The following is a 20964-nucleotide window of genomic DNA, read 5'->3' on the forward strand; positions in this document are numbered from 1 at the left end:
ATCGACTTCGGTCGCGTGTGGTCCTCTTCCTGTTGAGCCGACCCTCTGCTCGGTGAGCCGGCCTCCGGCTCCGCCCCGTCCGCGTGCTGTTCTCCGCGGCGCCTTCACATCCAGGCCCCTCGTGGTGCCTGAGCTCTCCCCTCCCCTCGCTCTGCCGCGCCGCCCTCCTTCGTTCTGAAGGGCTGCTCTCCTTCGTCCTGAAGGACCTTCATGACCTTCGCGTTGTCCGTGCACCGGACCACGACCACCGACCCTCTGGCGCGCCCGCTCCTCGACGAGCTGGCCTACGAGTACACGACCCGGTACGGCTCCGCGCACGACCTGAGCCGCTACCCGGCGGAGGAGTTCGCCCCGCCCCACGGCGCCTTCCTGCTCCTCCTCGAGCAGGGCCGGCCCGTGGCGGGCGGCGCCTACCGCCGCTACGACGACGACACCGCCGAACTGAAGCGGATCTGGACCCACTCGGCGCACCGCAGGCGCGGACTCGCCCGCCAGGTCCTGACCGTGCTCGAACGGGAGGCCGCCGCCCGCGGCTACTCCCGCCTCTATCTCACGACCGGACCGCGCCAGCCGGAGGCCAGGGGCCTCTATCTGGCGAGCGGCTACCGCCCGCTCTTCGACGTGTCCGCCGATCCCGAGTCGATCGGCCCGCTGCCGTTCGAGAAACTCCTGGAGAACCCGAAGCCATGACCACGCGCACGCGTCCCGGCACCGCACGCACCGCCCTCGTCTTCGCCCTGATCACCGGCGCCGCCCTCACCCTGACCGCCTGCGCGGGCGGCGATCCCGCGACGGCCCCGGCCGGTGCCTCGGGGGCACCGGGGGTCGCGAAGGGCGCGCTCCCGACGGAGGACGTGGTCTCGGCGGTGAAGAAGAACGAGGCCGCGGCGAAGCTGCTGCCCGCCGACGTACGGCAGCGGGGCAGCTTCACGATCGCCTCGTCCGTCGCCACCCCGCCCAGCTCGGCGTACCTGCCCGACGGGAAGACGGTCGTGGGGGTCGACGCCGACTTCGCCGCGGCGGTGGCGAAGGCCCTCGGCCTGGAGCTCAAGCGCGAGGTGGTCGGGTTCGAGGCGATCCTGCCGGCGCTCGGCAGCGGCAAGTACGACGTCGGCACCGGGAACTTCGGCGTGACCGAGGAGCGGCGCAAGGCCATCGACTTCGTGACCTACATCAACGACGGCCAGGGCTTCGCGAGCCGCGCGGACAGCCCGCTGAAGGCGGTCACCGACCTCACGCAGCTGTGCGGCCTGAAGGTGGCCGTGAACGCGGGCACCACCTTCGAGCGGACCCTGGAGCAGAACAAGGGCCGGTGCGCGGAGGCGGGCAAGGAGCCGTACGAGGTGAACGTCTACAGCGAGACCGGGGCGATCTGGATGTCGCTCCAGCAGGGCCGCAGCGATGTCGTGATGAACACGATCAACGGGGTGCGGTACGCGGTGACGCAGCAGAAGAACGTGAAGTTCCTCAACGAGTACCGGCGGCTCGACGTCGGCTTCGCCTTCAGGAAGGGCACGCCGCTCGCGCCCGCCTTCCAGGCCGCGGTGAACGGCCTGAAGGCGGACGGGACGTACGACAGGATCCTGCGGAAGTGGGGCGTGACGGGGTCGGGCATCGCCACGTCGCAGATCTCCCCGCCGGAGATCCCGGCGCCGAAGAAGTAGGGGACGCGGAGCCCCGGTGGGCCGACGGTCCGTCAGCAGCCGTCGCAGGGGCAGCAGCAGTCGCAGTTGCCGCAGCCGGGGTCGCAGTCGCAGTCCCGGCAGCAGCCCTCGCGCTTCTTGCGGGACCAGGGGCCCTCGTACTCCTTGGCGCAGCAGATCTGGCAGGTGCAGAAGAGCCAGGTGAACATGGCGCACCCGGCGAGGAAGCCGCGCGGCTTGGGTGCCTGCGGGGCGCCGCCGCCGAACTGCGGCGGCAGCCCACCAAATCCACCGGATCCACCAGATCCGCCGGATCCGCCGGATCCACCCGGGCCGCCGCCGTACGGGTTCCCGCCACCGCCGCCGTGGGGCTGGTACGGTCCCGGCGCCCCGCCCGCGTACGGATTGCCCGGCACCGGCCCCTGCCCGTAGGCCGACCCCTGCCCCGCCCCCGACGCCCCGTGCGCGCAGGTCGTCGTGCCGAAGGCGCGGTCCACCGAGGTGCGGAGCTCGTGGGCGAGCAGGACGTGCGCCAGCTTGTCGTCGGCGAACTCGGCGTCCTTCAGCGCGAGGCGGATGCCGTGCAGGGCGTCGTCGGCGAGCCGGCGGGCCTCCTCGCGGGAGGTGCCGGTCGCGGTGAGCGGGTTCCAGGCGCCCTTCTCCGCGTCGGCGGTCTGGTCCTCGACGGCGTCGAGGAGGTGCGCGAGGCGCCCGAAGAGCCGGCCCGCCTCGGCGAGCGGCTCCGCGTTCCCGGGCCGTCCGGCGAGGACGGCGGTGTGCGCGAAGGCGGCCGCGGTGGCGGTCTCGGTCGGTTCGGTGACGGTGAGCAGGGAGGTGCCGGGTCCGGCGAGGGCCTCGATCCCGGTCTGGCGGTCGACGGCGTCGACGAGGACGGCGGTGTCGAAGCCGAGGGCGCGGCCCGTCCTGGCTCCCGCCTTGTCCCAGGAGCGGGCGACGCGGCGGGCCGCGGCGGCGGCGGGCCGACGGGCCAACAGCCCGTCCCGGTCGGCGACGTGGTCCCGCACCTTCGCCGAGGCGAGGACCAGCGAGACGGCGGCGGCGAGCCGGGCGCCCTCGCCCCTGGCCACGGGCGCGGTCCGCATGGCGCGCAGCGCGCAGGGTCCTGCCGTGCGACGGCCCGCCTCCGTGACGCCGGTCTGAGCCTCCGTCAGGACCGAGACGATGAGCCCGTCGTAGTTGGTGACGACCCGGGCGAACTGGCCGTGGTCGGCGCGAAGTGCCAGGCAGAGGCCGCAGAGATGGGCCATCCACTCGGTCTTGAGCCCGTCGGTGAGCCGATGGGTGCAGGGTCTGACGATTCCGAACATGGACTCCCCCGTGAGTCGTGAATCTGGGCCGGGCTATGGACCGCCGGACGGCCTCGCGGCATCGTAGCGAGCGGGTCCGTTCACCCGTACGCGCCCATCGTCACCCTTGTGGCCCGACTTTCATATTTTCAGCTACATGGCCCTCCCTCAGGCCCCGCATACCGCACGTTTCCTGACGTATCGCCAGGAAACGGTGCTCACGTTCTGCACCAGTACCGTCACGAATCCCCTGCGCGCCGACTATCCACTTGGCGCGCGATCCGCATCATGAAGGACGATAGGGAAATGCGGAACCACAAGTGACCGCGTGAAAGGAGGCGTCCATGGGATCGGTGCGCAAGGCGAGTGCCTGGCTGGGACTCGTCGAGGACAACGACGAGCGTTACTACGACGACGAGTACGCCGACGGTGCCGAGGGCGGCGACGCCTGGGTGACGGACCCCCGGGTCCGGGTGGCCACGGACACCGCCGAGGACCGGGGCCGACGCATCGCCACCGTCTCCCCCGACGGCTTCCGGGACGCCAGGGGCATCGGCGAGCTCTTCCGGGACGGTGTTCCGGTCATCGTGAACCTGACCGCGATGGAGCCGAACGACGCCAAGCGCGTGGTCGACTTCGCCGCCGGTCTCGCCTTCGGTCTGCGCGGTTCGATCGAGCGCGTGGCGACGCGGGTCTTCCTGCTGACCCCCGCCGACACCCAGATCGTCACCGGCGAGACGGGCCGGCGCCGGCAGGACGGTTTCTTCAACCAGAGCTGAGCGAGTCCGCCGGCCGGCCGGGCACCCCCCGAGGGATCGGGTCAGTGCGCCGGACGCCCCGAGCCGGCGGGCTCGATCGCTTCCCGGGTCGCGGGCACCCGCGGCTCGGACGCTTCGGCGAGCTCCCGTGCCTCGGACGACTCCGGGGACCGCGCGGCCCCCGTGGGCCTCGACGGCGCCGGCGCGGACCGGACGGGCTCGGACCCGGCCGTCTCCGAAGGAGCCGGCTTCGGCAGGACCGGCCGCTCCGCCTCCGGGACACCGTCGGACATCGTCTCCTCCGGATCCACCGGGCACTCCATCACCCGGGGCAGGCGCCGGGCCATCGCCGCGCCGATCAGCAGCAGTCCCGCGCTCACGAAGAGCGTGATGTGCAGCCCGTCCACGAAGGCGTGCCGGGCGGCCTGGTGCAGTGCGCCGCCGGCCGCGCCGCCGAGCTGGTGGGCGACCTGGTAGGCCTCGCCGAGCGAGTTCGCGGCGGCCCGGCTCGCCTCCGCGGGCACCCCGGGCACGGCGGCGAGCCCGGGGGCGTACGCCGCGTTCATCACGCTGCCGAGCAGGGCCGTGCCCATGCCCGCGCCGAGCTGGTACGAGGTCTCGCCGATCGAGGCAGCGGCGCCCGCGCTCCGCTGCGGGGCCTCGCTGAGCATCGACTCGTACGCCGAGAAGAGCGTGGTCTGCAGGCCGAAGCCGAGCAGCACGAAGCCCACCGTGAGCAGCAGCGGCCGGTCGTGCTGCCCCATGAAGGTGAGCAGCAGCACGGCGGCGGCGGTGAGGACGAAGCCCCAGCCGACCATCCGGCGCGGTCCGATCCTGCGCAGGGTGTACGAGCCGGTGGCGCCGGCGGCCATGGCGGCGAAGGTGAGCGGCAGCAGCCGCAGCCCGGTCTCCAGCGGGCTGAGGCCGAGGACCAGCTGGAGGTACTGCACGGCGATGAGCTGCAGGCCGACCAGGGCCAGCATCGCGAGCACGATGCAGCCGACCGAGGTGGTGAAGGCGGCCCGGGAGAAGAGCCGCATGTCGATCAGCGGGTGGGGCCGTCGCCTCTGGCGCCGTACGAAGAGCACGAGGAGCGCGGCGCCGAGCAGCAGCGGCCCGGCGGTCGGGAGTGCGAGGAGGGGTTCGCCGGCACCGGCGCGCTTGACCCCGAGGACGCAGCCGAGCACACCGGCGGCGGCCATCAGCGCCCCGAGGACGTCCCAGGGTCCGTCGGCGGCTCCCCGGGACTCGGGGAGCAGGCGGCGGCCGAGCGGCAGGATGAGCGCCATCAGCGGAATGTTGATGAGGAAGACGGAGCCCCACCAGTAGTGCTCGACGAGGAAGCCGCCGAGCACCGGCCCGGTGGCGGCACCTATCGCGGCGACCGCCGTCCAGATCCCGATGGCGGTGGCGCGCTCCCGCCGGTCGGGGAAGACCGCCCGGAGGATGGAGAGCGTGGCGGGCATGATCATGGCGCCGCCGACGCCGAGGAGCACCCGGGCCCCGATGAGGACCGAGGGTTCGGTGGCGAGCGCGGCGACCGCCGAGGCGATACCGAACAGCGCGTATCCGAGGAGCAGGATTCTGCGCCGGCCGACCCGGTCCCCGAGAGTGCCGAAGAGGATCAGGAGCGAGGCGCAGATCAGCGGGTAGGCGTCGACGATCCAGAGCAGCGAGGTGGAGCTGGGGCGCAGCTCCTCGGTGAGCGAGGGGATCGCGACATGGAGGATGGTCGCGTCGAGGGCGACCACGAGAAGGCTGACGCAGAGGACGACGAGGACGACCCAGCGGTTGGCTCCGCCGCCGGCTGCGGCGGCGCGGGGTCGTGCTGGGGCCGTGTTCGTCTGCGACATGTACGTACCTCCCAGTGAAGCTCTCGCGCTCGGCGGGCCCCGACCAGGGCTTATGCCCCTGGGGCGGCCCGGCATCGACGGGCGAGTGAGCCGTCAGCGTACGCGAGTTCAAGGCCCGAGCGCGTGGTGCAGCTCTCACCCCGGCGGGCCGCGCGGTGTGGCGTACGCCACTCGGGGCGCCTCGCGCGTCGCATGGAATTCCGTACGGACACGTGTTTGAAGCAATTTCCCGGCGTTCAAACACTCTTCCGGAAACGGCTCGGTGACAATAGGGCGGAAGGTCATCGGATTTCCCGACGGACGCCGGGAATAGGTCACCGACTGAGACCCACTCCACATCACATCAACATCACGAACAGACCGGAACGACCGGGTCTGCTTCTCACTCCCTGTAACGTCGATTGGGTGCGTACCGACATCTTTGCCCGGCTGGACCGGGAGCCGGAACCGCCGAAGATAGAGGTCCCGCGGATGACCCGCACGCGTCTCGCCCTCTTCGGCGGGACGTCGGCGTTCTATCTCGCCATGGTCGTCGCCGTGCTGCTCTCGACGTGGCTGGTGACCCTCGACTGGAAGATCATGCTCTTCCGGCCCTACCAGCAGTGGCCGGAGATCCACGGCTTCCTCGACTACTACGTCGTCCTCGGCCAGCGCGGCCCCACGGCCGTCATGGTGGCCGCCTGGCTGGGCTGGCGCTCCTGGCGCCAGCACACCCTGCGGCCCCTGCTCTGCCTCGGCGCCGCCCTCCTGCTGCTCAACGTCACGGTCGGCGCGGTCAAGCTCGGGCTCGGCCGTCTCGGACCCCACTACGCGACCGAGGTCGGCTCCGCCGAGCTCTTCGCGGGCGGCGACATATTTCCCTCGGGGCACACCGCCAACGCGGTCGTGACCTGGGGCATCCTCGCCTATCTGGCGACCACCCCGAGGGCCAGGCGCTATCTCTCGGCGCTCTCCGCCGTGGTCGCGCTCGGCGTCGGACTCACCACGGTCTACCTGGGTACGCACTGGCTGAGCGACGTCCTCCTCGGCTGGGCCGCCGGACTGCTGATCCTGCTCGCCCTGCCCTGGTGCGAGCCGGTGCTCGCCGTGGCGGAGTCGTGGATCCTCGCCCTGCGCGACCGGGTACGGGACCGGCTTCGGGACCGTCGCCGCCTGGTCCCCTCGCTCCCCGTGGCCTCGGGAGGTCCCCGCCCGGGGTACTTCCCGCAGCGTCCGCCCGGGTCCGAGGAACCGGCCCGCGGGCCGGCCGGAGTGGCCGGCGGCCGCGCCCCGGCGACCCGCGCGGGAGTAGCCGGCGGCCGCGCCCCTGCGACCCGCGGCTGACCGCGGGCAACCGCCCCACGCAGACGGAAGGGCCCCGGCCGACGGATCGGCCGGGGCCCTTCCGCGTGCCGGGGCCCTACCGTGCGCCGGTCTCTCAGCCGAGCCAGCAGCGGGTGACCTTGCCGCCCTCGACCTCGAAGTTGATGCGTCCTGCGAGGTACTCCATCGTGATGATCGAGCCGGGCGGGAGCGACCTCACGGTGCTCCAGCCCCGCGTCCTGGCGAGCCGTGCGGCGCCGTCCGCGTCGAGGCCCACATAGGACTCGGGGGCGTCGCGGGGCGGTTCGGGAGTGCGCGATGTGGGTGCCATGGCCCTCACGTTAGTCCCTTGGCGGTCACGCTTGTGTCACAAGTTCTCGACATATGTTCGGCACGATCCAGGTCACTCCGCGACACGGATTCCGGCCGTTTCTCCAGTAATTCCGAAGGGCATCAGGCAGTTCGCACCAAGAGCCCTGAAGTACCGATAGGACGCCGGTAATTCAGCTCTTCCCGCTCCGTCCGTCCCGAATTGCCTCGGCGACGCGCACGCGAGGCGCTCACTCTTCCCTTACACAATGCTTACGCTGTCCGAACGCCCGGAGACGCGGAGCCGGGGGCGACCGCGAAGCGGAGGCAGCGGATGGGCAACGGGACAGCGATCGCGACCGTCGAATCGAGCCGCGAGCGGCACGGCCGGATCCTGATCGACTGGCTCACCACCACCGACCACAAGAAGATCGGCCACCTCTATCTGGTGACCGCGTTCGTCTTGTTCCTCATCGCCGGGCTGATGGCCATGCTCATGCGGGCCGAGCTGGCGCGCCCGGGACTCCAGCTGGTCACGAACCAGGAGTTCAACCAGGCCTTCACCCTGCACGGCACGATCATGCTGCTGCTCTTCGCCACACCGACCTTCGCCGGCTTCGCCAACGAGCTGGTGCCGCTGCAGATCGGCTCGCCCGACGTCGCCTTCCCGCGGCTCAACATGTTCTCGTACTGGCTGTTCCTCTTCGGCAGCCTGATGGTGGTCGGCTCGCTGCTCACCCCGACCGGCCCGGCCGCCTTCGGCTGGACCGCCTACGCGCCGCTCAACAGCCTGGAGCGGTCCCCCGGCATCGGCGTCGACCTGTGGATCGTGGGGCTCGCGCTCTCCGGCTTCGGCACCATCCTGACCTCGGTGAACTTCCTCGCGACCGTCGTCGGGATGCGGGCGCCCGGCATGACCATGTTCCGGATGCCGATCTTCACCTGGAACGTGCTGTTCACCGCGGTCCTGGTGATCGTCGCCTTCCCCGTGCTCGCCGCGGCCCTGCTCGTCCTGGAGGCGGACCGGCGCCTCGGCTCGGTGGTCTTCCAGCCCGAGAACGGCGGCGCGCTGCTCTGGCAGCACCTCTTCTGGTTCTTCGGCCACCCCGAGGTCTACATCATCGCGCTGCCGTTCTTCGGGATCGTCAGCGAGATCATCCCCGTCTTCGCCCGCAAGCCGATCTTCGGCTACACCACGCTGATCGCCGCCACCATGACGATCACCGGCCTCTCGGTGGTCGTCTGGGCCCACCACATGTTCGCGACCGGCGCGGTGCTGCTGCCGTTCTTCTCGCTGCTGTCGTTCCTCATCGCGGTGCCCACCGGGGTGAAGTTCTTCAACTGGACCGGGACCATGCTGCGGGGCTCGCTCTCCTTCGAGACCCCGATGCTGTGGTGCGTCGGCTTCCTGGTGTCGTTCCTCTTCGGCGGCCTCACCGGGGTCATCCTCGCCTCGCCGCCGATGGACTTCCAGGTCACCGACTCGTACTTCGTGGTCGCCCACTTCCACTACACGGTCTTCGGCACGGTCGTCTTCGCGACCTTCGCCGGCTTCACCTTCTGGTGGCCCAAGTTCACCGGCCGGATGCTCGACGAGCGGCTCGGGAAGATCCACTTCTGGACCCTCTTCACCGGCTTCCACCTGACCTTCCTGGTGCAGCACTGGCTCGGCGCGGAGGGCATGCCCCGGCGGTACGCCGACTACCTGGAGGCGGACGGCTTCACCGCCCTCAACACCGTCTCCACCATCGGCGCCTTCCTGCTCGGCGCGTCCACCCTGCCGTTCCTCTACAACGTGTGGCGGACCACGCTGTACGCGCCGAAGGTCGAGGTCGACGACCCGTGGGGCTTCGGCCGCTCCCTCGAGTGGGCCACCTCGTGCCCGCCGCCCCGGCACAACTTCGACGCCGTCCCCCGGATCCGCTCCGAGGCGCCGGCCTTCGACCTGCACCACCCCGAATTCGCGGCCTACGAGCGGATGCGGCTCACGAGCCCTCCGCCGGAGCGGAGGCCGACCGGTCGAGGGACCGGGACAGCAGGTCCCTGAGCGCCCGCACCCGGTCGACCAGCTCCGGCGGGTCGAGCACCTCGAACTCGAAGCCGATCAGCGACACGTGGATCACCATCACGTCGAGGCTGTGCGCCCCGGTCCTGAGCAGGCAGGCATCGTCCCCGTCCGCCGACAGGACCCCGTCGGCCGCGCCGACCGCCGCGGCCGCCTCGGCGAGCGGCACATGCAGCCGGATCGTCGCCTCGGTCGCGTACGCCGCCGTGGACACCCCCTTCGCCACATAGGCGGCCAGATCCTCGGCGGGCGGCTCGCGGGGCGGGAATCGGGGCCCGTGCGGCGGCGTCGGCACGATCCGGTCGGCGCGGAAGGTGCGCCAGTCGGACCGGTCCACGTCCCAGGCGACGAGGTACCAGCGGCGCTCGCTGCAGACCAGGCGGTGCGGCTCGACGTTCCTGCGGGTGGTGGCCCCGCCGTGGTCCCGGTACTCGAAGCGCAGCCGCTCGGTGTCCCGGCAGGCGTTGGCGAGTTCGGTGAGGACGGCCGGGTCGATCCGCTCGCGCGGAGTGCGCAGCATGGGGACGGTGAAGGCGTTCAGGGCGCTCACGCGGCGCCGCAGCCGCCCCGGAAGCACCTGCTCCAGCTTGGCCAGGGCGCGTACGGAACTCTCGCCGATGCCCTCGACGCCCTGCCCGGCGGCGGCGCGCAGGCCGACGGCGACCGCCACGGCCTCCTCGTCGTCGAGGAGCAGCGGCGGCAGCTCGGCCCCGGCACCCAGCTGGTACCCGCCGCCGGTGCCGGGGCTCGCGTTGACCGGGTAGCCGAGTTCGCGGAGCCGGTCCACGTCCCGCCGTACGGTGCGGGGCGTGACCCCGAGCCGGTCGGCGAGGTCGGCACCGGACCACTCGCGGTGGGCCTGGAGCAACGAGAGCAGACGCAAGAGCCGTGCTGAGGTCTCCAACATGGACCCGAGTCTGCCAGCCCTCGCGGACGACTTCTGTCCTCGATGAACGGGCGGTCCGAGAGGTTCCCGTCGGTCAGCGGAAGCGGCGGACGAGCCGGCCGACCCGCGCCTTCAGGGCGTAGACCGCGTCGATCGCCCGACCGGTCCCGGCGTGCCACGTCACCCGGCCCCGCGCGTGGGTGCGCAGGCCCGCGCCCCGCTCGACGAGCTCCGTCCACAGCGCCTCGTGCCGGGCGGCGATCCGGACCGGGTCGAACCGCTCGGACGCGTCGAGCGCCGCCCGTGCCGTCTTGGCCCGTAGCTCGTCGTCCTCGACGAGCCGGCGCAGCGCCCGTGCGAACGCCGCCGCGTCGTCGACCGGCACCAGGAATCCGTCGACCCCGTCCTCGATGATCTCGCCCGGCCCGTGCGGGCAGTCGGTGGAGACCACCGGGAGTCCGCAGCGCATCGCCTCGACGATGGTCATGCCGAAGGACTCGCGCTGCGAGGTCACCGCGGCGATCGAGCCCTTGGCCAGCTCCGGTTCCAGCGGGGTCGCCGAACCCATCAGGAAGACCTGTCCGTCGAGGCCCCGGTCCTTGATCTGCCGGGACAGCGGCCCCTTGAGGTTCTGGACGGCGTCCCCGCTGCCGTAGATCCGCAGCTTCCACCCGGGGTGGTCGGCGGCCACCTCGGCGAACGCGTCGATCAGCAGGTCGTACCGCTTGACGCGGGTGAGCCGGCCCGCCGCGACGACGGTCTTCGCCGCGGGGTCGGCGGGCGGCCCCGGGGGTGCGGGCACGCTGTTGGGCACGGACTCGACGTGCACGCCGGGCAGCCCGAGCTTCCGGTAGGCGCGGGCGTCCGCCTCCGTGACGGTGGTGACGGCGTCGAGGAGCGCGTACTCGTGGCCGATGTCCCGGCGCAGCCGGAACGGGTGGCCGTCGAGGATCAGGTGCTCCTGACCGACGAGGACCGGCCCCCGCCGGGCCTGCCGGACGAGCTGCACGTTGAGTCCGGGACGGGTGCCGACGAGGACGTCCGCCTCGACGCCGGCCAGGTGCTCCCCGATCCGGGCGTCGGTGAGCGCGCTGTACTGCTTCCAGCGTCCGTCGCCGCGCGGGAAGACCTCGGCGGGCCGGTGGAAGTCGGGGTGGTCGCCGTCGTATCCGGGGCTGTCCTTGCGCAGGTCGACGAGATGGCGCAGGGCCACCCCGGAGGGCAGGCCGAGGAGTGGGCGGTCGCGGTGGCGGAACACCGAGACGATCTCGACCTCATGACGCTTCGCCAGCTCCTCGGCGAGGGTGAACGTCGTCCGGATCGTGCCGCCGTAGTGGTAGCCGTTGTGGAGCAGAAAGGAGATACGCATCGCGCTGCCGGTTCCCCCCGGTCAGTTGATCGGTCGCCCGACTGTACTGCCGGTGGAGGGGGGCCGTTCACGCCCTGTAGCGGGGGAGGGTCAGGGGCGGTAGCCGAGCTGGGGTACGGTCGCGCAGTTCTGCGTCATCTCCCCCTGGCTCACCCAGCCCCGGCCGTCCTGCCAACGGGCCACGGACAGGCAGGTGTTCCGGGTCGCCGGCGGTCGCGCGAGATGCTCGTAGCGGACGGGGAGCAGCAGCCCCCGCGCGGTGTACCCCTCCGGGCGGTTCATGTACGCCTCCACGCACGCGCGGGTGAGCCCACCACCTGCGCCGCCACCGCCCGCCCCGCTGTCGGCGACACCGCCCGCGCCACCGCTCTCCGCGCTGTCGCCCCCGCGCCCGGTGAGGCAGGAGCGGGCCGCGTCGGTGAACCACATCGCCGCCGCCCATCCCTCCAGCTGCCACTGCGACAGCGGCCGGTCCCCCATCGCCGCCCGGAACTCCCGCACCGCCGGATGCCCGGTGTCCTGGTGGTTGCGGCTCGCGCCGGTCACCTGGAGTGCGTCCCGGCAGCCGGGCGCGCGGGCGTAGTCGCGGGCGACGGACGAGGACCAGTTCTGCACGTTGGTGACCTTGGCGTCGACCCGTACGCCCAGGGTCTCCATCGCCTCGCACAGGCGCACGTTGCCGTGGGTGTCCATGGCGTCGAAGAGGACGTCGACGTGCTGGGCCCGCAGATCGGCGGCGACCGCGCGGAAGTTGGGCAGGGCGAAGTCCACCTGCTCCTCGACGACCCGGTAGCCCTCGGCGCGCAGTCCCCGGGTGACAAGGCGGGCGTACGCGGCGGACGCGCTCTGGTTGTAGGAGACGACGGCGGCGGTCCGCGCCCCCTTCTCCTGCCTGAACCAGCGGTAGACCTCGGTCCCGCCGTACAGGACCCCGCCCCAGCCGGGCTCCTTCCCGGTGCGCGGGGCGGAGCTGCCGTAGATCCCGTACAGATGCGGATAGGTGTCGTACGCGGGGGTGAGCGGCTGGCCGCCGATGTCGGGCACCCCGGCACGGGAGACGAGAGGGGCGCCCGCGTAGTCGAGGGCGGTGGTGGCGACCAGGGCGAAGACCCCGCGCTCGTCGATCAGCCGGTGCACGCACGCGTTGTTGCCGACACCGCTGCCGCCGTCGTCGCAGGTCTCGACCTCGATCCGGCGCCCGTCCAGGCCACCGCGCGCGTTGAGGGCGTCGAAGTAGGCACGGGCTCCGTCGCGCGTGCCCGTGAAGGCCTGTCCGCCGACGGGGCTGGTGACGCTGGTGATGATCCCGACGCGGAGCGGCTCACCGCCGGAGGGGTAGGCGGTGGGCCGCGTCTCGAAGGCGCGCTCCGGGAGCCGGCTGCCGCAGGCCGTGAGGAGGAGCAGCAGCAGGCCCAGGAGCAGCGCCGCTCCCGCCTCAGCAGCCCGGAACGGTGACACCGCTCAGCTGGACCAGGCCGCACAGCGTCTTCACGGTGACCTTCCAGGTGTCGTTCTGGAGGACGGACGTGCCCTGCGAGCCGGTCAGCGCGGGGGTTCCGCCGACGAGCAGGTCGTACGTCACGTTGGCCTCGGTGGCGGAGGTGAACTCGACGCCGGTGACCTTCGCCGAGGTCATGGCGGCGTTCTTGTCGCCGCCGAAGGCGCCGAGCACCTCCCGCATCTGCTCCCCGTTCTCCAGGAGCTTCACCCGCTCGGCGGCCGGGGTCCCGGGGGCGAAGAACGCCGTCCAGTTCCTGGTGATCTCCGCCTTGGCCGCGGCGGGGTCGTCGGGTTCGTCGGCCCCGGCGGGCGGGTCGGTCGCGGTGGCGGTCTCGGTGCCGTCGGCGCGGCCCTCTCCGCCGCCGGCACCGTCGTCGGAGCAGCCCGCGACGACGGGGGTGAGCGCCAGGACGGCGGCGGCCGCGAGGGCGGCGAGCCGGGGGCGCCGGCCGAGTCGTGCGACAACCATCTGGCTCACCACCGGGTGTCCCTGCGGGCCGTACGGTCCGACGCCTCCAGGGTGGTACGTATCGGGGCATAGTGCAAGATCAGGGCATAGCGTGAGGAAGAGATGAGGGAGGTCGCCGTGCCGGCATCCCGGATCCTGTGGTGGAGCGGTCTCGTGGCGGCCGCCGGGGGCGCGGTGCTGTGCGTGCTCGGCTGGTACGGGATCTCCGGCGAGCGGTTCGCGGAGCGGCAGCTGCCCTACCTGGCCTCGTGCACGGTGCCGGGCGCGGCCCTGATCGTCGCGGGCGCGATCCTCCTGGTGGCGGCGTACGCGCTTCCCCTACGCCCTCCGGAGCCGCGAGGCCCTGGGGCGGAGGGGGCGAACGGCTCCACAGCGGCGAACGGCTCCACGGCGGCGGGCGGCCCCATGGCGGTGGACGGCCCCGCTGCGGAGGGCCCGCCCTCCTCCGACGGCCCGCCGCTCCGCGTCCCGGGCGGAACGCTCGCCCACCGCCCCGACTGCCCGCTGGTCGCGGGCAGGCCGGAGGCCACGGAGGCGGGGGACGCGGCCCTGGCCCCCTGCCCGGTGTGCGAGCCCTGGCCGCCCTGATGGCCTCCCTGACGTACGAGTTGACGCTCGCCGGCCTCGCGGTGGGCAGCGCCGCCGCACTCACCGGGATCGGACTGATCGTCACCTACCGGGCGACCGGCGTCCTGAACCTGGCGCACGGCGCGGTGGCCATGATCTGTGCGTACGTGCTCCGCCAGCTGGTGGTCGGCTGGGGCTGGCCGCTGCCGGCGGGCGCCCTCGTCACCCTTCTCGTCGTCGCCCCCGGCATCGGACTCGCCCTGGACGCCGGGGTGTTCCGGCCGCTCGCCCGGCGGGAGGCGAATCCGGCGCAGTCCCTGGTGGCCTCCATCGGCGTCTTCGTGCTGCTCGTCGGCGCGGCGGTGCTGGTGTGGGGCCCGGGGGGACGCGACGACGCGCCCGTCCTCCTCGGTGACGATCCCTGGGCCCAGCTCGGCGCGGTGGTGGCGCTCGCCTGCCTGGTGGGGGCGGTCACCCGGTGGACCCGGTTCGGACGGGAGCTGCGGGCCGTGATCGACAACCGGCCGCTCGCCGTGCTCTCCGGCATCGACGCGAACCGGGTGGCGGCGGCCGGGTGGGCCTTCGGCTCGTTCACCGCCGGGCTCACGGGGGTGCTCCTCGCCCCGTACGTACGGCTCGACCCGTACGGGATGCCGCTGCTCGTCGTCGAGGTGATCGCGGTCGCCGTCATCGCCCGGATGCGGTCCCTGCCGGTCGCCGTGCTCGCCGCGCTCGCCATCGGCGTCGCCCAGGCCCAGCTCACCCGGCTGCACCCGGAGGGATGGGCGGGGCCCCTGGTCCAGGCGGTCGGGGCGAACCTCTTCGTGGTGGCGCTCCTGGTCGCCGCGCTCGTCCTGCCGGGCATCGGCGGCAGGGGCCGGGACGCACTGCCGCCGCCGGTGCGCCCGGGGCGGGTGCCGGTGGCCTGGTGGCTCGTCGTGGGTGTGCTGTTCCTGCTCCCGCTCGGCTTCGCGGGCTCGGACCTGCACACGGCGATCCAGGTCCCGGCACTCGCGGTGATCCTGCTGTCCCTGGTCGTGGTGGCGGGGCGGGGCGGCCAGATCGCTCTCGGGCAGGCGGCGTACGCGGGCCTGGGCGCCCTGTTCACGGCGCTGCTCACGGCACGCGGGACCCCGGGCCTCCTCGCTCTCGGCCTGGCGGTGCCGCTGGTGGCGGCCGCGGGCCTGCTCACGGGCTGGCCGGCGATCCGCCGGCACGGCCTGGCGCTGGCGCTCGTGACACTGGCGACGGGAGTGGCGGTGAGCCGCTTCGTCCTCACCCAGCCGTACGCGACGGCCGGCCTGTCCCTCGGCCGCCCGGCGGGCTTCTCCGACGACCGCGCCTTCTACGCCCTCGAACTGCTCGTCCTCGCGTGCTGCCTCGCCCTGGTCGCTGCGCTCCGCCGGGGCCGTACCGGCCGGGCGCTCGCGGCGCTGCGGGACCACGAGCCGGGCGCGGAGGCGGCGGGCGTCGCGGTCCCCGGCCTGAAGCTCCTCGCGTTCGTCCTGGGCGCGGCCCTGGCGGCCCTGGGCGGCGGCCTGCTCGGCATGGGCCTGCGCGCGTTCGACCCGGTGGCGTACGACCCCGTCCGCGGCCTGCTGTGGTTCGCCGCGGTCCTGGTCCTGGGCGCGGACAGCCTGCTGACCCCGCTGGCCGCCGCGGCCCTCCTGACCACCCTGGACGCGGGCGCGTACGCGGGCACGGCCGCACTGGCCCTGGGCCTCCTCGCCACTCTGACGGGCAGAATCCCGCCGCTGACGGACCTGCTCCCGCAGAGGAACCGCGCACCCGCGGCCGCCGACGCCACCGCACACGCCACGCGCGGGCACCCCGGTCCGGCAGAGGGCCCCGGAGGCCGGACGCGCCTCCACCGGCTCGCCACCGCCCACAGCCGCGCACCCGTACCCGTTCCCGGGCCCGTCCCCCGCCTCCGCGCCCACGACGTCACCCTCACCCACCCCGGCGGGGTCACCGCCCTCGACCGCGTCACCCTGGACCTCGCCCCCTCCCGCATCACCGCCCTCGTCGGCCCCAACGGCGCCGGCAAGAGCACCCTCTTCGACTGCCTCGCCGGCACCCTCCGCCCCCGCGAGGGCCGGATCACCCTCGACGGCGCCGACATCACCCACCGCTCGGCCCACGCCCGTACCCGCCTCGGCATCGCCCGGACCTTCCAGCGCCTCGCCGTCTTCCCGTCCCTCACCGTCGAGGAGAACGTCCGCCTCGGCGGGGAGCGGGGCCGCGTCCGCGAGGACCCCGCCGCGGTCGAGCGGAGCCTCCGCCTCCTCGGCCTCGCCGGAGCCGTACGGCACGCCACGGCGGCGGACCTGCCCACCGGGACCCTGCGCCGGGTCGAGCTGGCGCGTGCGCTCGCGGGGCAGCCGCACACCCTGCTCCTCGACGAGCCCGCCGCCGGTCTCGACGCCGCCGAGACGGCCGCGCTCGCCCGGGTCCTCGCCGCGCTGGCCGCCGACGGCCTCACCGTCCTGGTCGTCGAACACGACCCGGATCTCGTCGCGGGCATCGCGCACACCGTGCACACCATGGAAGGCGGCCGGATCGTGTCATGAGCGTCGAGATCGCCCTGCGTGCCGCCCGGGTCCGCTACGGCCCCCTGGAGGCCCTGCACGGCCTGGACCTGCCCGTCCCGGCCGGCACGGTCACCGTCCTCCTGGGCCGCAACGGCTCGGGACGGACGACGGCCCTGCGCGCCCTCGCCGGCACGGTCCGGCTCTCCGCCGGCCGGGTCCTGTGGCGGGGCGCCGACGCGACCCGCCTCCCGGCGCACGAACGGGCCCGCCGCGGGCTGTGTCTCGTACCGGACCTGCAGGCGGTGTACGCGGGCCTCACCGTCGCCGAGAACCTCGCGCTCACCCGTCCCGGTGCCCCGCCCCCGTACCCCGAGCTCGTCCCCCTCCTCGACCGGACCGCCGGGAGCCTCTCCGGCGGCGAGCGCCGCATGCTGGCCCTCTCCCGAGCCCTTCTGCTCCCCCGCCACGCGCGCGTGGTGCTGGTCGACGAGCCGTCGCTCGGCCTGGCCCCGCCGGTCGCCGCCCGTACGTACCGCGCGCTGGTCGCACTCGCCGTGGAGGGCGGGGCCGCCGTGGTCCTGGCGGAGCAGCGGGTCCCGGACGGGCTGCCGCCCGGGACGCTCGTGCACGAGCTGCGGCGCGGCTCGCTCGCGTTCAGCGGGGAGCCGGCCGAGCTGGCGTGACGGCCCCCCGACCCGTCAGATCGGGGCGATCCGCAGCATCGTCCCGACGACGACCCGGTTCGGATCGGGCCCGACGAGGCTCCGGTTCGCCGCGTACAGCGCCTTCCAGCCGCCCTTGATCGCGAAGCGGCGGGCGATGGAGCTGAGGGTGTCGCCGGGCTGGACGACGTGCGCGCGCCCGCTCAGCCCGTACCGCTTGGAGCAGACCGGCCAGGCCGCCCAGCCCTGGGTGCGGAGCACCTCCTCCGCCACGGCGATCTGCTGGGGGCGGGTCGCCAGGTCGGCACGGGGCGCGTACCGCAGCCCGCCGTGCTCGACCCAGGTCGGGTGCCAGAACTGGAGGCCGCCGTAGAAGCCGTTCCCGCTGTTGATGTGCCAGTTCCCGCTGCTCTCGCACTCGGCGACGCAGCCCCACGGCCACTGGTCTTTGGCGCAGGGGTAGGCGGGCACGGCGGCGGCCGCCCGAAGCCCGTCGGCCACGTCCCGGAGCACGGCGGAAGCGTTCCGGGGCCCGGCCGGCACGTCCCGGGCCAGGGCGGGTGCCGGGGCCAGGGCGAGCAGCGCGGCGGCGGACGCCGCCACGAGCGCACCCGTCGTCCAAAATCGGATCTTCGACATCGGGGCAGGCTAGGCAGCACCCCGCCGCCCGCGGCCCGTGCCGCGCGGAACACTGTTCACACCCCACCCGGTCGGAGTCACCCCGTGTTCCGGGCCCCTCGGGGCCCCGCTCACCCGCTTCCGCACGAGCCGGCGGCAAGTTGCCTCGCTTCCACGCGTGACCCCGGCCGAGCCTGACCCGTTGAACTCGGCATGAGACGACCGGGAACGGCCCGGCGTCCCCCCGTACCGAGCCCAGGGAGCCCCCCGTGCCGCGCATGCTCGACGTCAGCGAGGACGTACGCGCCGAGATCGGCGACGAAGAAGCGGACCGGCTGCTCGCCGGCGACAACGCCCCGGGCAGCTACGACTGCACCTCCTGCCGCACGCCGGGGGACTCCGAGCAGGAGCGCACCAGCACGGTGCTGTTCGTCGGCGACGAGACCGCGGTCCTCGCGTTCGCCCACGCCAGCTGCATTCCGTCGCAGGTCGTCCGGGTCGCCGAGGAGCAGCTCCAGGGCGCCGTCGCCTCCATCACGGCCTCGGACACCGCCGACGCGCTGTCCGCCGCACACCCCGAGCAGGCCGTGCTCGGCGTCACCAGCGGTCTCGTCCTGATCCAGGGCGAGCTGCACCCGGCCCTCGTCGTGGAGCCGACCGCGCCGGTGGCCCGTCCGGGTTCGGACGGCCTCACCGACGAGTTCCTGCCGCTCCTGGCCGACCAGGGCTTCCACCAGGTCATGAACCTCGACGAGAAGCCGGCGGCGCTGCCGGGCTGGTCGGTCCTGGTCGCCATGGGGCAGCTGCACTCCGTCCTCCAGCCGGGCCCCGGCGGCGCCGGGCAGGCCGCCTGGTGGCAGGCGCACCAGCCGCTCCAGGTCACCGAGGGCTGGCGTGCGGCGGCCAACAAGTCGCACACGGTGCTGGTCTTCGCCGCCCCGGTCGGCTCGATCGGGCAGCAGCCGCGCGAAGACCTGCTGCGCGACGCACTGGAGAAGGCCGCGGCGAACGGGCGCCTGGTCGCCGCCGCGATGCCGCTGGCCGGTACCTGATGGAGGACGGCCGGCCCGGCATAGGGTGGGCGCGGGTCCACGGCGTACCGACGGGGCCGACCGGCTCCGCCGGTCCGGCGGCCCCCACCGTGCCGCGTCCCCGGCGTGCGCCCCATTCGGAGAGCCGCCCGCATCCGACGGGCGGCGGGGTCGTTGGCACCTACGTGCACGCATACGACCCCTTCCTCCAGCCGTATCCGAGTCAGATCCCTTCGATGCGCCCCGCGCAGGACGTCTCGGCGGGGGCATCGCCCACGCCGATCTACGACGCCCTGTACTCGGAGTACCGCAGGTCGTTCCGCACGCTGCCGGGTGACCGCAGCGGCGAGGAGGAGCTGACGTTCCGGGCGTTCGGTACGGCGGCGAGCACGGGCGTGTACGGGAACGGGCAGGGCCACCGGTACACGTCGGCGTATCCGACGGCGTGGTCGAACCCGTACCCGCCGGCACCCACCCACACCCAGGCGGCCCTGCCACCGGGGCCCCGCAGGGGCCTCTAGGGCAACACGGCACACCGGGGGAACGGCGGAGGGCCGGGGCGCGATCGCCCCGGCCCTCCGCCGTGTCCTCGGTCCGTCGCCGGTCCGGCCGGACTACTTCTTGCGGCCCCGCTTCTCGCGCACGCGCACCGAGATGTGGATCGGGGTGCCCTCGAAACCGAACTCCTCGCGGAGGCGGCGCTCGATGAAGCGGCGGTAGCCGGCCTCGAGGAAGCCGGAGGCGAAGAGCACGAAGCGGGGCGGCTTGGTGCCCGCCTGCGTGCCGAAGAGGATGCGGGGCTGCTTGCCGCCGCGGATCGGGTGCGGGTGGGCCGCGACGATCTCACCGAGGAAGGCGTTGAGCCGACCGGTGGGGACACGGGTCTCCCAGCCGGCGAGGGCGGTCTCGATGGCCGGGACCAGCTTCTCCATGTGGCGGCCGGTCTTGGCGGAGACGTTGACGCGGGGCGCCCAGGAGACCTGCTGCATCTCGGTCTCGATCTCGCGCTCGAGGTAGTAGCGGCGCTCCTCGTCGAGCTCGTCCCACTTGTTGTAGGCGATGACGATGGCGCGGCCCGACTCGACCGCCATCGTGATGATGCGCTGGTCCTGGACCGAGATGTTGTCGGTGGTGTCGATCAGGATGACGGCCACCTCGGCCTTCTCGACGGCGGCGGCCGTCCGCAGGGAGGCGTAGTAGTCCGCGCCCTCCTGGAGGTGGACCTTCTTGCGGATACCCGCGGTGTCGACGAACTTCCACGTCACGCCGCCGAGCTCGATCAGCTCGTCGACCGGGTCGCGGGTGGTGCCGGCCAGCTCGTTGACGACCACGCGGTCCTCGTTCGCCACCTTGTTGAGGAGCGAGGACTTGCCGACGTTCGGGCGGCCGATGAGGGCGATGCGGCGCGGTCCGCCGACGGCGTTGCCGAAGCGCTGCTCGGGGGCCTCGGGCAGCTTCCTCAGGACCTCGTCGAGGAGGTCGCCGGTGCCGCGGCCGTGCAGCGAGGAGACGGGGAACGGCTCGCCGAGGCCCAGGGACCACAGCATGGCCGCGTCGGCCTCGCCGGACTGTCCGTCGACCTTGTTGGCGGCGAGGACGACCGGCTTCCCGGCGCGGCGCAGCAGCTTCACGACGGCCTCGTCGGTGTCGGTGGCACCGACGGTGGCGTCCACGACGAAGAGACAGGCGTCGGCGGCCTCGATGGCGAACTCGGCCTGGGCGGCGACGGAGGCGTCGATGCCGAGGACGTCCTGCTCCCAGCCGCCGGTGTCGACGACCTTGAAGCGGCGCCCGGCCCATTCGGCCTCGTAGGTGACGCGGTCGCGGGTGACGCCCGGCTTGTCCTCGACGACGGCCTCACGGCGGCCGATGATGCGGTTCACCAGGGTCGACTTGCCGACGTTCGGCCGGCCGACGACGGCGAGGACGGGGAGGGGGCCGTGGCCCGCCTCCTCGATCGCACCCTCGACGTCTTCGACGTCGAAGCCTTCTTCGGAGGCGAGCTCCATGAACTCCGCGTACTCGGCGTCGCCAAGTGCCCCGTGGTCGTGCTGGTCGTTCATGAAGTCCGTTCCTTGATCATTCGTGGTCGGT

Annotated in this window: 19 protein-coding genes; 10 read left to right on the top strand and 9 right to left on the bottom strand. The window is 73.2% G+C overall.

Features of this window, described 5'->3' with window-relative positions; genetic code table 11:
- Nucleotides 1-210: 210 nt before the first annotated feature.
- Both ACIP84_RS23375 and ACIP84_RS23380 read left to right on the top strand, forming a co-directional pair.
- Nucleotides 211-690 carry a GNAT family N-acetyltransferase gene (locus ACIP84_RS23375; RefSeq protein ID WP_401799926.1) on the top strand — a complete coding sequence of 160 codons (480 nt, stop codon included), beginning with the start codon at nucleotides 211-213 and terminating at the stop codon, nucleotides 688-690.
- The gene (locus tag ACIP84_RS23380; RefSeq protein ID WP_401799929.1) at nucleotides 687-1664 is read left to right on the top strand and encodes an ABC transporter substrate-binding protein; all 978 of its coding nucleotides are present in this window, start codon (nucleotides 687-689) and stop codon (nucleotides 1662-1664) included. The genes ACIP84_RS23375 and ACIP84_RS23380 overlap by 4 nt, the downstream gene beginning before the upstream one ends.
- A 32-nt stretch (nucleotides 1665-1696) precedes the next feature.
- Here the strand turns inward: ACIP84_RS23380 and ACIP84_RS23385 are convergent, their stop codons facing one another.
- A complete protein-coding gene (locus ACIP84_RS23385) occupies nucleotides 1697-2971 on the bottom strand; it encodes a DUF5685 family protein (RefSeq protein WP_401799932.1) in 1275 nt (424 codons plus the stop codon).
- Between the two features lie 323 nt (nucleotides 2972-3294).
- Between ACIP84_RS23385 and ACIP84_RS23390 the strand changes: the two genes are divergently transcribed.
- Entirely contained in the window at nucleotides 3295-3729 is a 435-nt protein-coding gene (locus tag ACIP84_RS23390) for a cell division protein SepF (RefSeq protein ID WP_030221238.1), read from the top strand.
- 41 nt (nucleotides 3730-3770) lie between these two features.
- On the opposite strand, the gene ACIP84_RS23395 is transcribed toward ACIP84_RS23390, so the two are convergent.
- Nucleotides 3771-5561, bottom strand: coding sequence for an MFS transporter (locus ACIP84_RS23395; protein ID WP_401799934.1), 1791 nt, complete (start codon nucleotides 5559-5561; stop codon nucleotides 3771-3773).
- A 405-nt stretch (nucleotides 5562-5966) separates the two neighbouring features.
- On the opposite strand from ACIP84_RS23395, the gene ACIP84_RS23400 reads away from it, so the two are divergent.
- Nucleotides 5967-6884, top strand: a complete 918-nt coding sequence (locus ACIP84_RS23400) for a phosphatase PAP2 family protein (protein WP_355959432.1) — start codon at nucleotides 5967-5969, stop codon at nucleotides 6882-6884.
- A gap of 94 nt (nucleotides 6885-6978) precedes the next feature.
- Here the strand turns inward: ACIP84_RS23400 and ACIP84_RS23405 are convergent, their stop codons facing one another.
- A complete protein-coding gene (locus tag ACIP84_RS23405) occupies nucleotides 6979-7194 on the bottom strand; it encodes an I78 family peptidase inhibitor (RefSeq protein WP_355959434.1) in 216 nt (71 codons plus the stop codon).
- A gap of 312 nt (nucleotides 7195-7506) precedes the next feature.
- On the opposite strand from ACIP84_RS23405, the gene ctaD reads away from it, so the two are divergent.
- Nucleotides 7507-9219, top strand: a complete 1713-nt coding sequence (ctaD, locus tag ACIP84_RS23410) for a cytochrome c oxidase subunit I (RefSeq protein ID WP_355959436.1) — start codon at nucleotides 7507-7509, stop codon at nucleotides 9217-9219.
- On the opposite strand, the gene ACIP84_RS23415 is transcribed toward ctaD, so the two are convergent.
- The 4 genes from ACIP84_RS23415 to ACIP84_RS23430 all read right to left on the bottom strand — a co-directional run bounded on the left by ACIP84_RS23415 (nucleotide 9158) and on the right by ACIP84_RS23430 (nucleotide 13461).
- Nucleotides 9158-10144 carry a YafY family protein gene (locus ACIP84_RS23415; protein ID WP_355959437.1) on the bottom strand — a complete coding sequence of 329 codons (987 nt, stop codon included), beginning with the start codon at nucleotides 10142-10144 and terminating at the stop codon, nucleotides 9158-9160. The genes ctaD and ACIP84_RS23415 overlap by 62 nt on opposite strands.
- A gap of 73 nt (nucleotides 10145-10217) precedes the next feature.
- Complete coding sequence (locus ACIP84_RS23420; RefSeq protein ID WP_401799938.1) at nucleotides 10218-11492, bottom strand: glycosyltransferase; 1275 nt, start codon at nucleotides 11490-11492, stop codon at nucleotides 10218-10220.
- Nucleotides 11493-11582: 90 nt separating this feature from the next.
- The gene (locus ACIP84_RS23425) at nucleotides 11583-12950 is read right to left on the bottom strand and encodes an ABC transporter substrate-binding protein (protein ID WP_401799940.1); all 1368 of its coding nucleotides are present in this window, start codon (nucleotides 12948-12950) and stop codon (nucleotides 11583-11585) included.
- Nucleotides 12928-13461, bottom strand: a complete 534-nt coding sequence (locus ACIP84_RS23430) for a hypothetical protein (RefSeq protein WP_401799943.1) — start codon at nucleotides 13459-13461, stop codon at nucleotides 12928-12930. The genes ACIP84_RS23425 and ACIP84_RS23430 overlap by 23 nt, the downstream gene beginning before the upstream one ends.
- 117 nt (nucleotides 13462-13578) lie before the next feature.
- Here ACIP84_RS23430 and ACIP84_RS23435 point away from each other — a divergent pair, with 117 nt between their 5' ends.
- The 3 genes from ACIP84_RS23435 to ACIP84_RS23445 are packed head-to-tail and all read left to right on the top strand — an operon-like array spanning nucleotide 13579 to nucleotide 17242.
- Nucleotides 13579-14049: a hypothetical protein gene (locus tag ACIP84_RS23435; protein ID WP_401799945.1), complete on the top strand. Its 471-nt coding sequence runs from the start codon at nucleotides 13579-13581 to the stop codon at nucleotides 14047-14049.
- The gene (locus ACIP84_RS23440) at nucleotides 14049-16598 is read left to right on the top strand and encodes an ATP-binding cassette domain-containing protein (RefSeq protein ID WP_401800047.1); all 2550 of its coding nucleotides are present in this window, start codon (nucleotides 14049-14051) and stop codon (nucleotides 16596-16598) included. Before ACIP84_RS23435 ends, ACIP84_RS23440 begins: the two co-directional genes overlap by 1 nt.
- Nucleotides 16595-17242, top strand: coding sequence for an ATP-binding cassette domain-containing protein (locus ACIP84_RS23445; RefSeq protein WP_401799948.1), 648 nt, complete (start codon nucleotides 16595-16597; stop codon nucleotides 17240-17242). Before ACIP84_RS23440 ends, ACIP84_RS23445 begins: the two co-directional genes overlap by 4 nt.
- 15 nt (nucleotides 17243-17257) lie before the next feature.
- Here ACIP84_RS23445 and ACIP84_RS23450 read toward each other — a convergent pair whose 3' ends face one another.
- On the bottom strand, nucleotides 17258-17860 hold the full coding sequence (locus ACIP84_RS23450) for a transglycosylase family protein (RefSeq protein WP_355959447.1): 603 nt from the start codon (nucleotides 17858-17860) through the stop codon (nucleotides 17258-17260).
- Between the two features lie 248 nt (nucleotides 17861-18108).
- Between ACIP84_RS23450 and ACIP84_RS23455 the strand changes: the two genes are divergently transcribed.
- Nucleotides 18109-18891: a hypothetical protein gene (locus ACIP84_RS23455; RefSeq protein ID WP_266964477.1), complete on the top strand. Its 783-nt coding sequence runs from the start codon at nucleotides 18109-18111 to the stop codon at nucleotides 18889-18891.
- A 215-nt stretch (nucleotides 18892-19106) separates the two neighbouring features.
- Entirely contained in the window at nucleotides 19107-19391 is a 285-nt protein-coding gene (locus tag ACIP84_RS23460) for a hypothetical protein (RefSeq protein WP_401799952.1), read from the top strand.
- Between the two features lie 93 nt (nucleotides 19392-19484).
- Here the strand turns inward: ACIP84_RS23460 and der are convergent, their stop codons facing one another.
- Nucleotides 19485-20933: a ribosome biogenesis GTPase Der gene (der, locus tag ACIP84_RS23465; RefSeq protein ID WP_355959451.1), complete on the bottom strand. Its 1449-nt coding sequence runs from the start codon at nucleotides 20931-20933 to the stop codon at nucleotides 19485-19487.
- Nucleotides 20934-20964: the final 31 nt, after the last annotated feature.

This window comes from Streptomyces sp. NPDC088707 (genome assembly GCF_044752725.1).
GTDB lineage: Bacteria > Actinomycetota > Actinomycetes > Streptomycetales > Streptomycetaceae > Streptomyces.

Bases quoted from the DNA above. Each gene is read 5' to 3' on its own strand.
- ctaD (WP_355959436.1), top strand. From the start codon at position 7,507: ATGGGCAACGGGACAGCGATCGCGACCGTCGAATCGAGCCGCGAGCGG.
- ACIP84_RS23430 (WP_401799943.1), bottom strand. From the start codon at position 13,461: ATGGTTGTCGCACGACTCGGCCGGCGCCCCCGGCTCGCCGCCCTCGCG.
- ACIP84_RS23420 (WP_401799938.1), bottom strand. From the start codon at position 11,492: ATGCGTATCTCCTTTCTGCTCCACAACGGCTACCACTACGGCGGCACG.
- ACIP84_RS23385 (WP_401799932.1), bottom strand. From the start codon at position 2,971: ATGTTCGGAATCGTCAGACCCTGCACCCATCGGCTCACCGACGGGCTC.
- ACIP84_RS23405 (WP_355959434.1), bottom strand. From the start codon at position 7,194: ATGGCACCCACATCGCGCACTCCCGAACCGCCCCGCGACGCCCCCGAG.
- ACIP84_RS23415 (WP_355959437.1), bottom strand. From the start codon at position 10,144: ATGTTGGAGACCTCAGCACGGCTCTTGCGTCTGCTCTCGTTGCTCCAG.
- ACIP84_RS23395 (WP_401799934.1), bottom strand. From the start codon at position 5,561: ATGTCGCAGACGAACACGGCCCCAGCACGACCCCGCGCCGCCGCAGCC.
- ACIP84_RS23445 (WP_401799948.1), top strand. From the start codon at position 16,595: ATGAGCGTCGAGATCGCCCTGCGTGCCGCCCGGGTCCGCTACGGCCCC.
- ACIP84_RS23440 (WP_401800047.1), top strand. From the start codon at position 14,049: ATGGCCTCCCTGACGTACGAGTTGACGCTCGCCGGCCTCGCGGTGGGC.
- ACIP84_RS23390 (WP_030221238.1), top strand. From the start codon at position 3,295: ATGGGATCGGTGCGCAAGGCGAGTGCCTGGCTGGGACTCGTCGAGGAC.
- ACIP84_RS23380 (WP_401799929.1), top strand. From the start codon at position 687: ATGACCACGCGCACGCGTCCCGGCACCGCACGCACCGCCCTCGTCTTC.
- ACIP84_RS23375 (WP_401799926.1), top strand. From the start codon at position 211: ATGACCTTCGCGTTGTCCGTGCACCGGACCACGACCACCGACCCTCTG.
- ACIP84_RS23450 (WP_355959447.1), bottom strand. From the start codon at position 17,860: ATGTCGAAGATCCGATTTTGGACGACGGGTGCGCTCGTGGCGGCGTCC.
- der (WP_355959451.1), bottom strand. From the start codon at position 20,933: ATGAACGACCAGCACGACCACGGGGCACTTGGCGACGCCGAGTACGCG.
- ACIP84_RS23460 (WP_401799952.1), top strand. From the start codon at position 19,107: ATGCGCCCCGCGCAGGACGTCTCGGCGGGGGCATCGCCCACGCCGATC.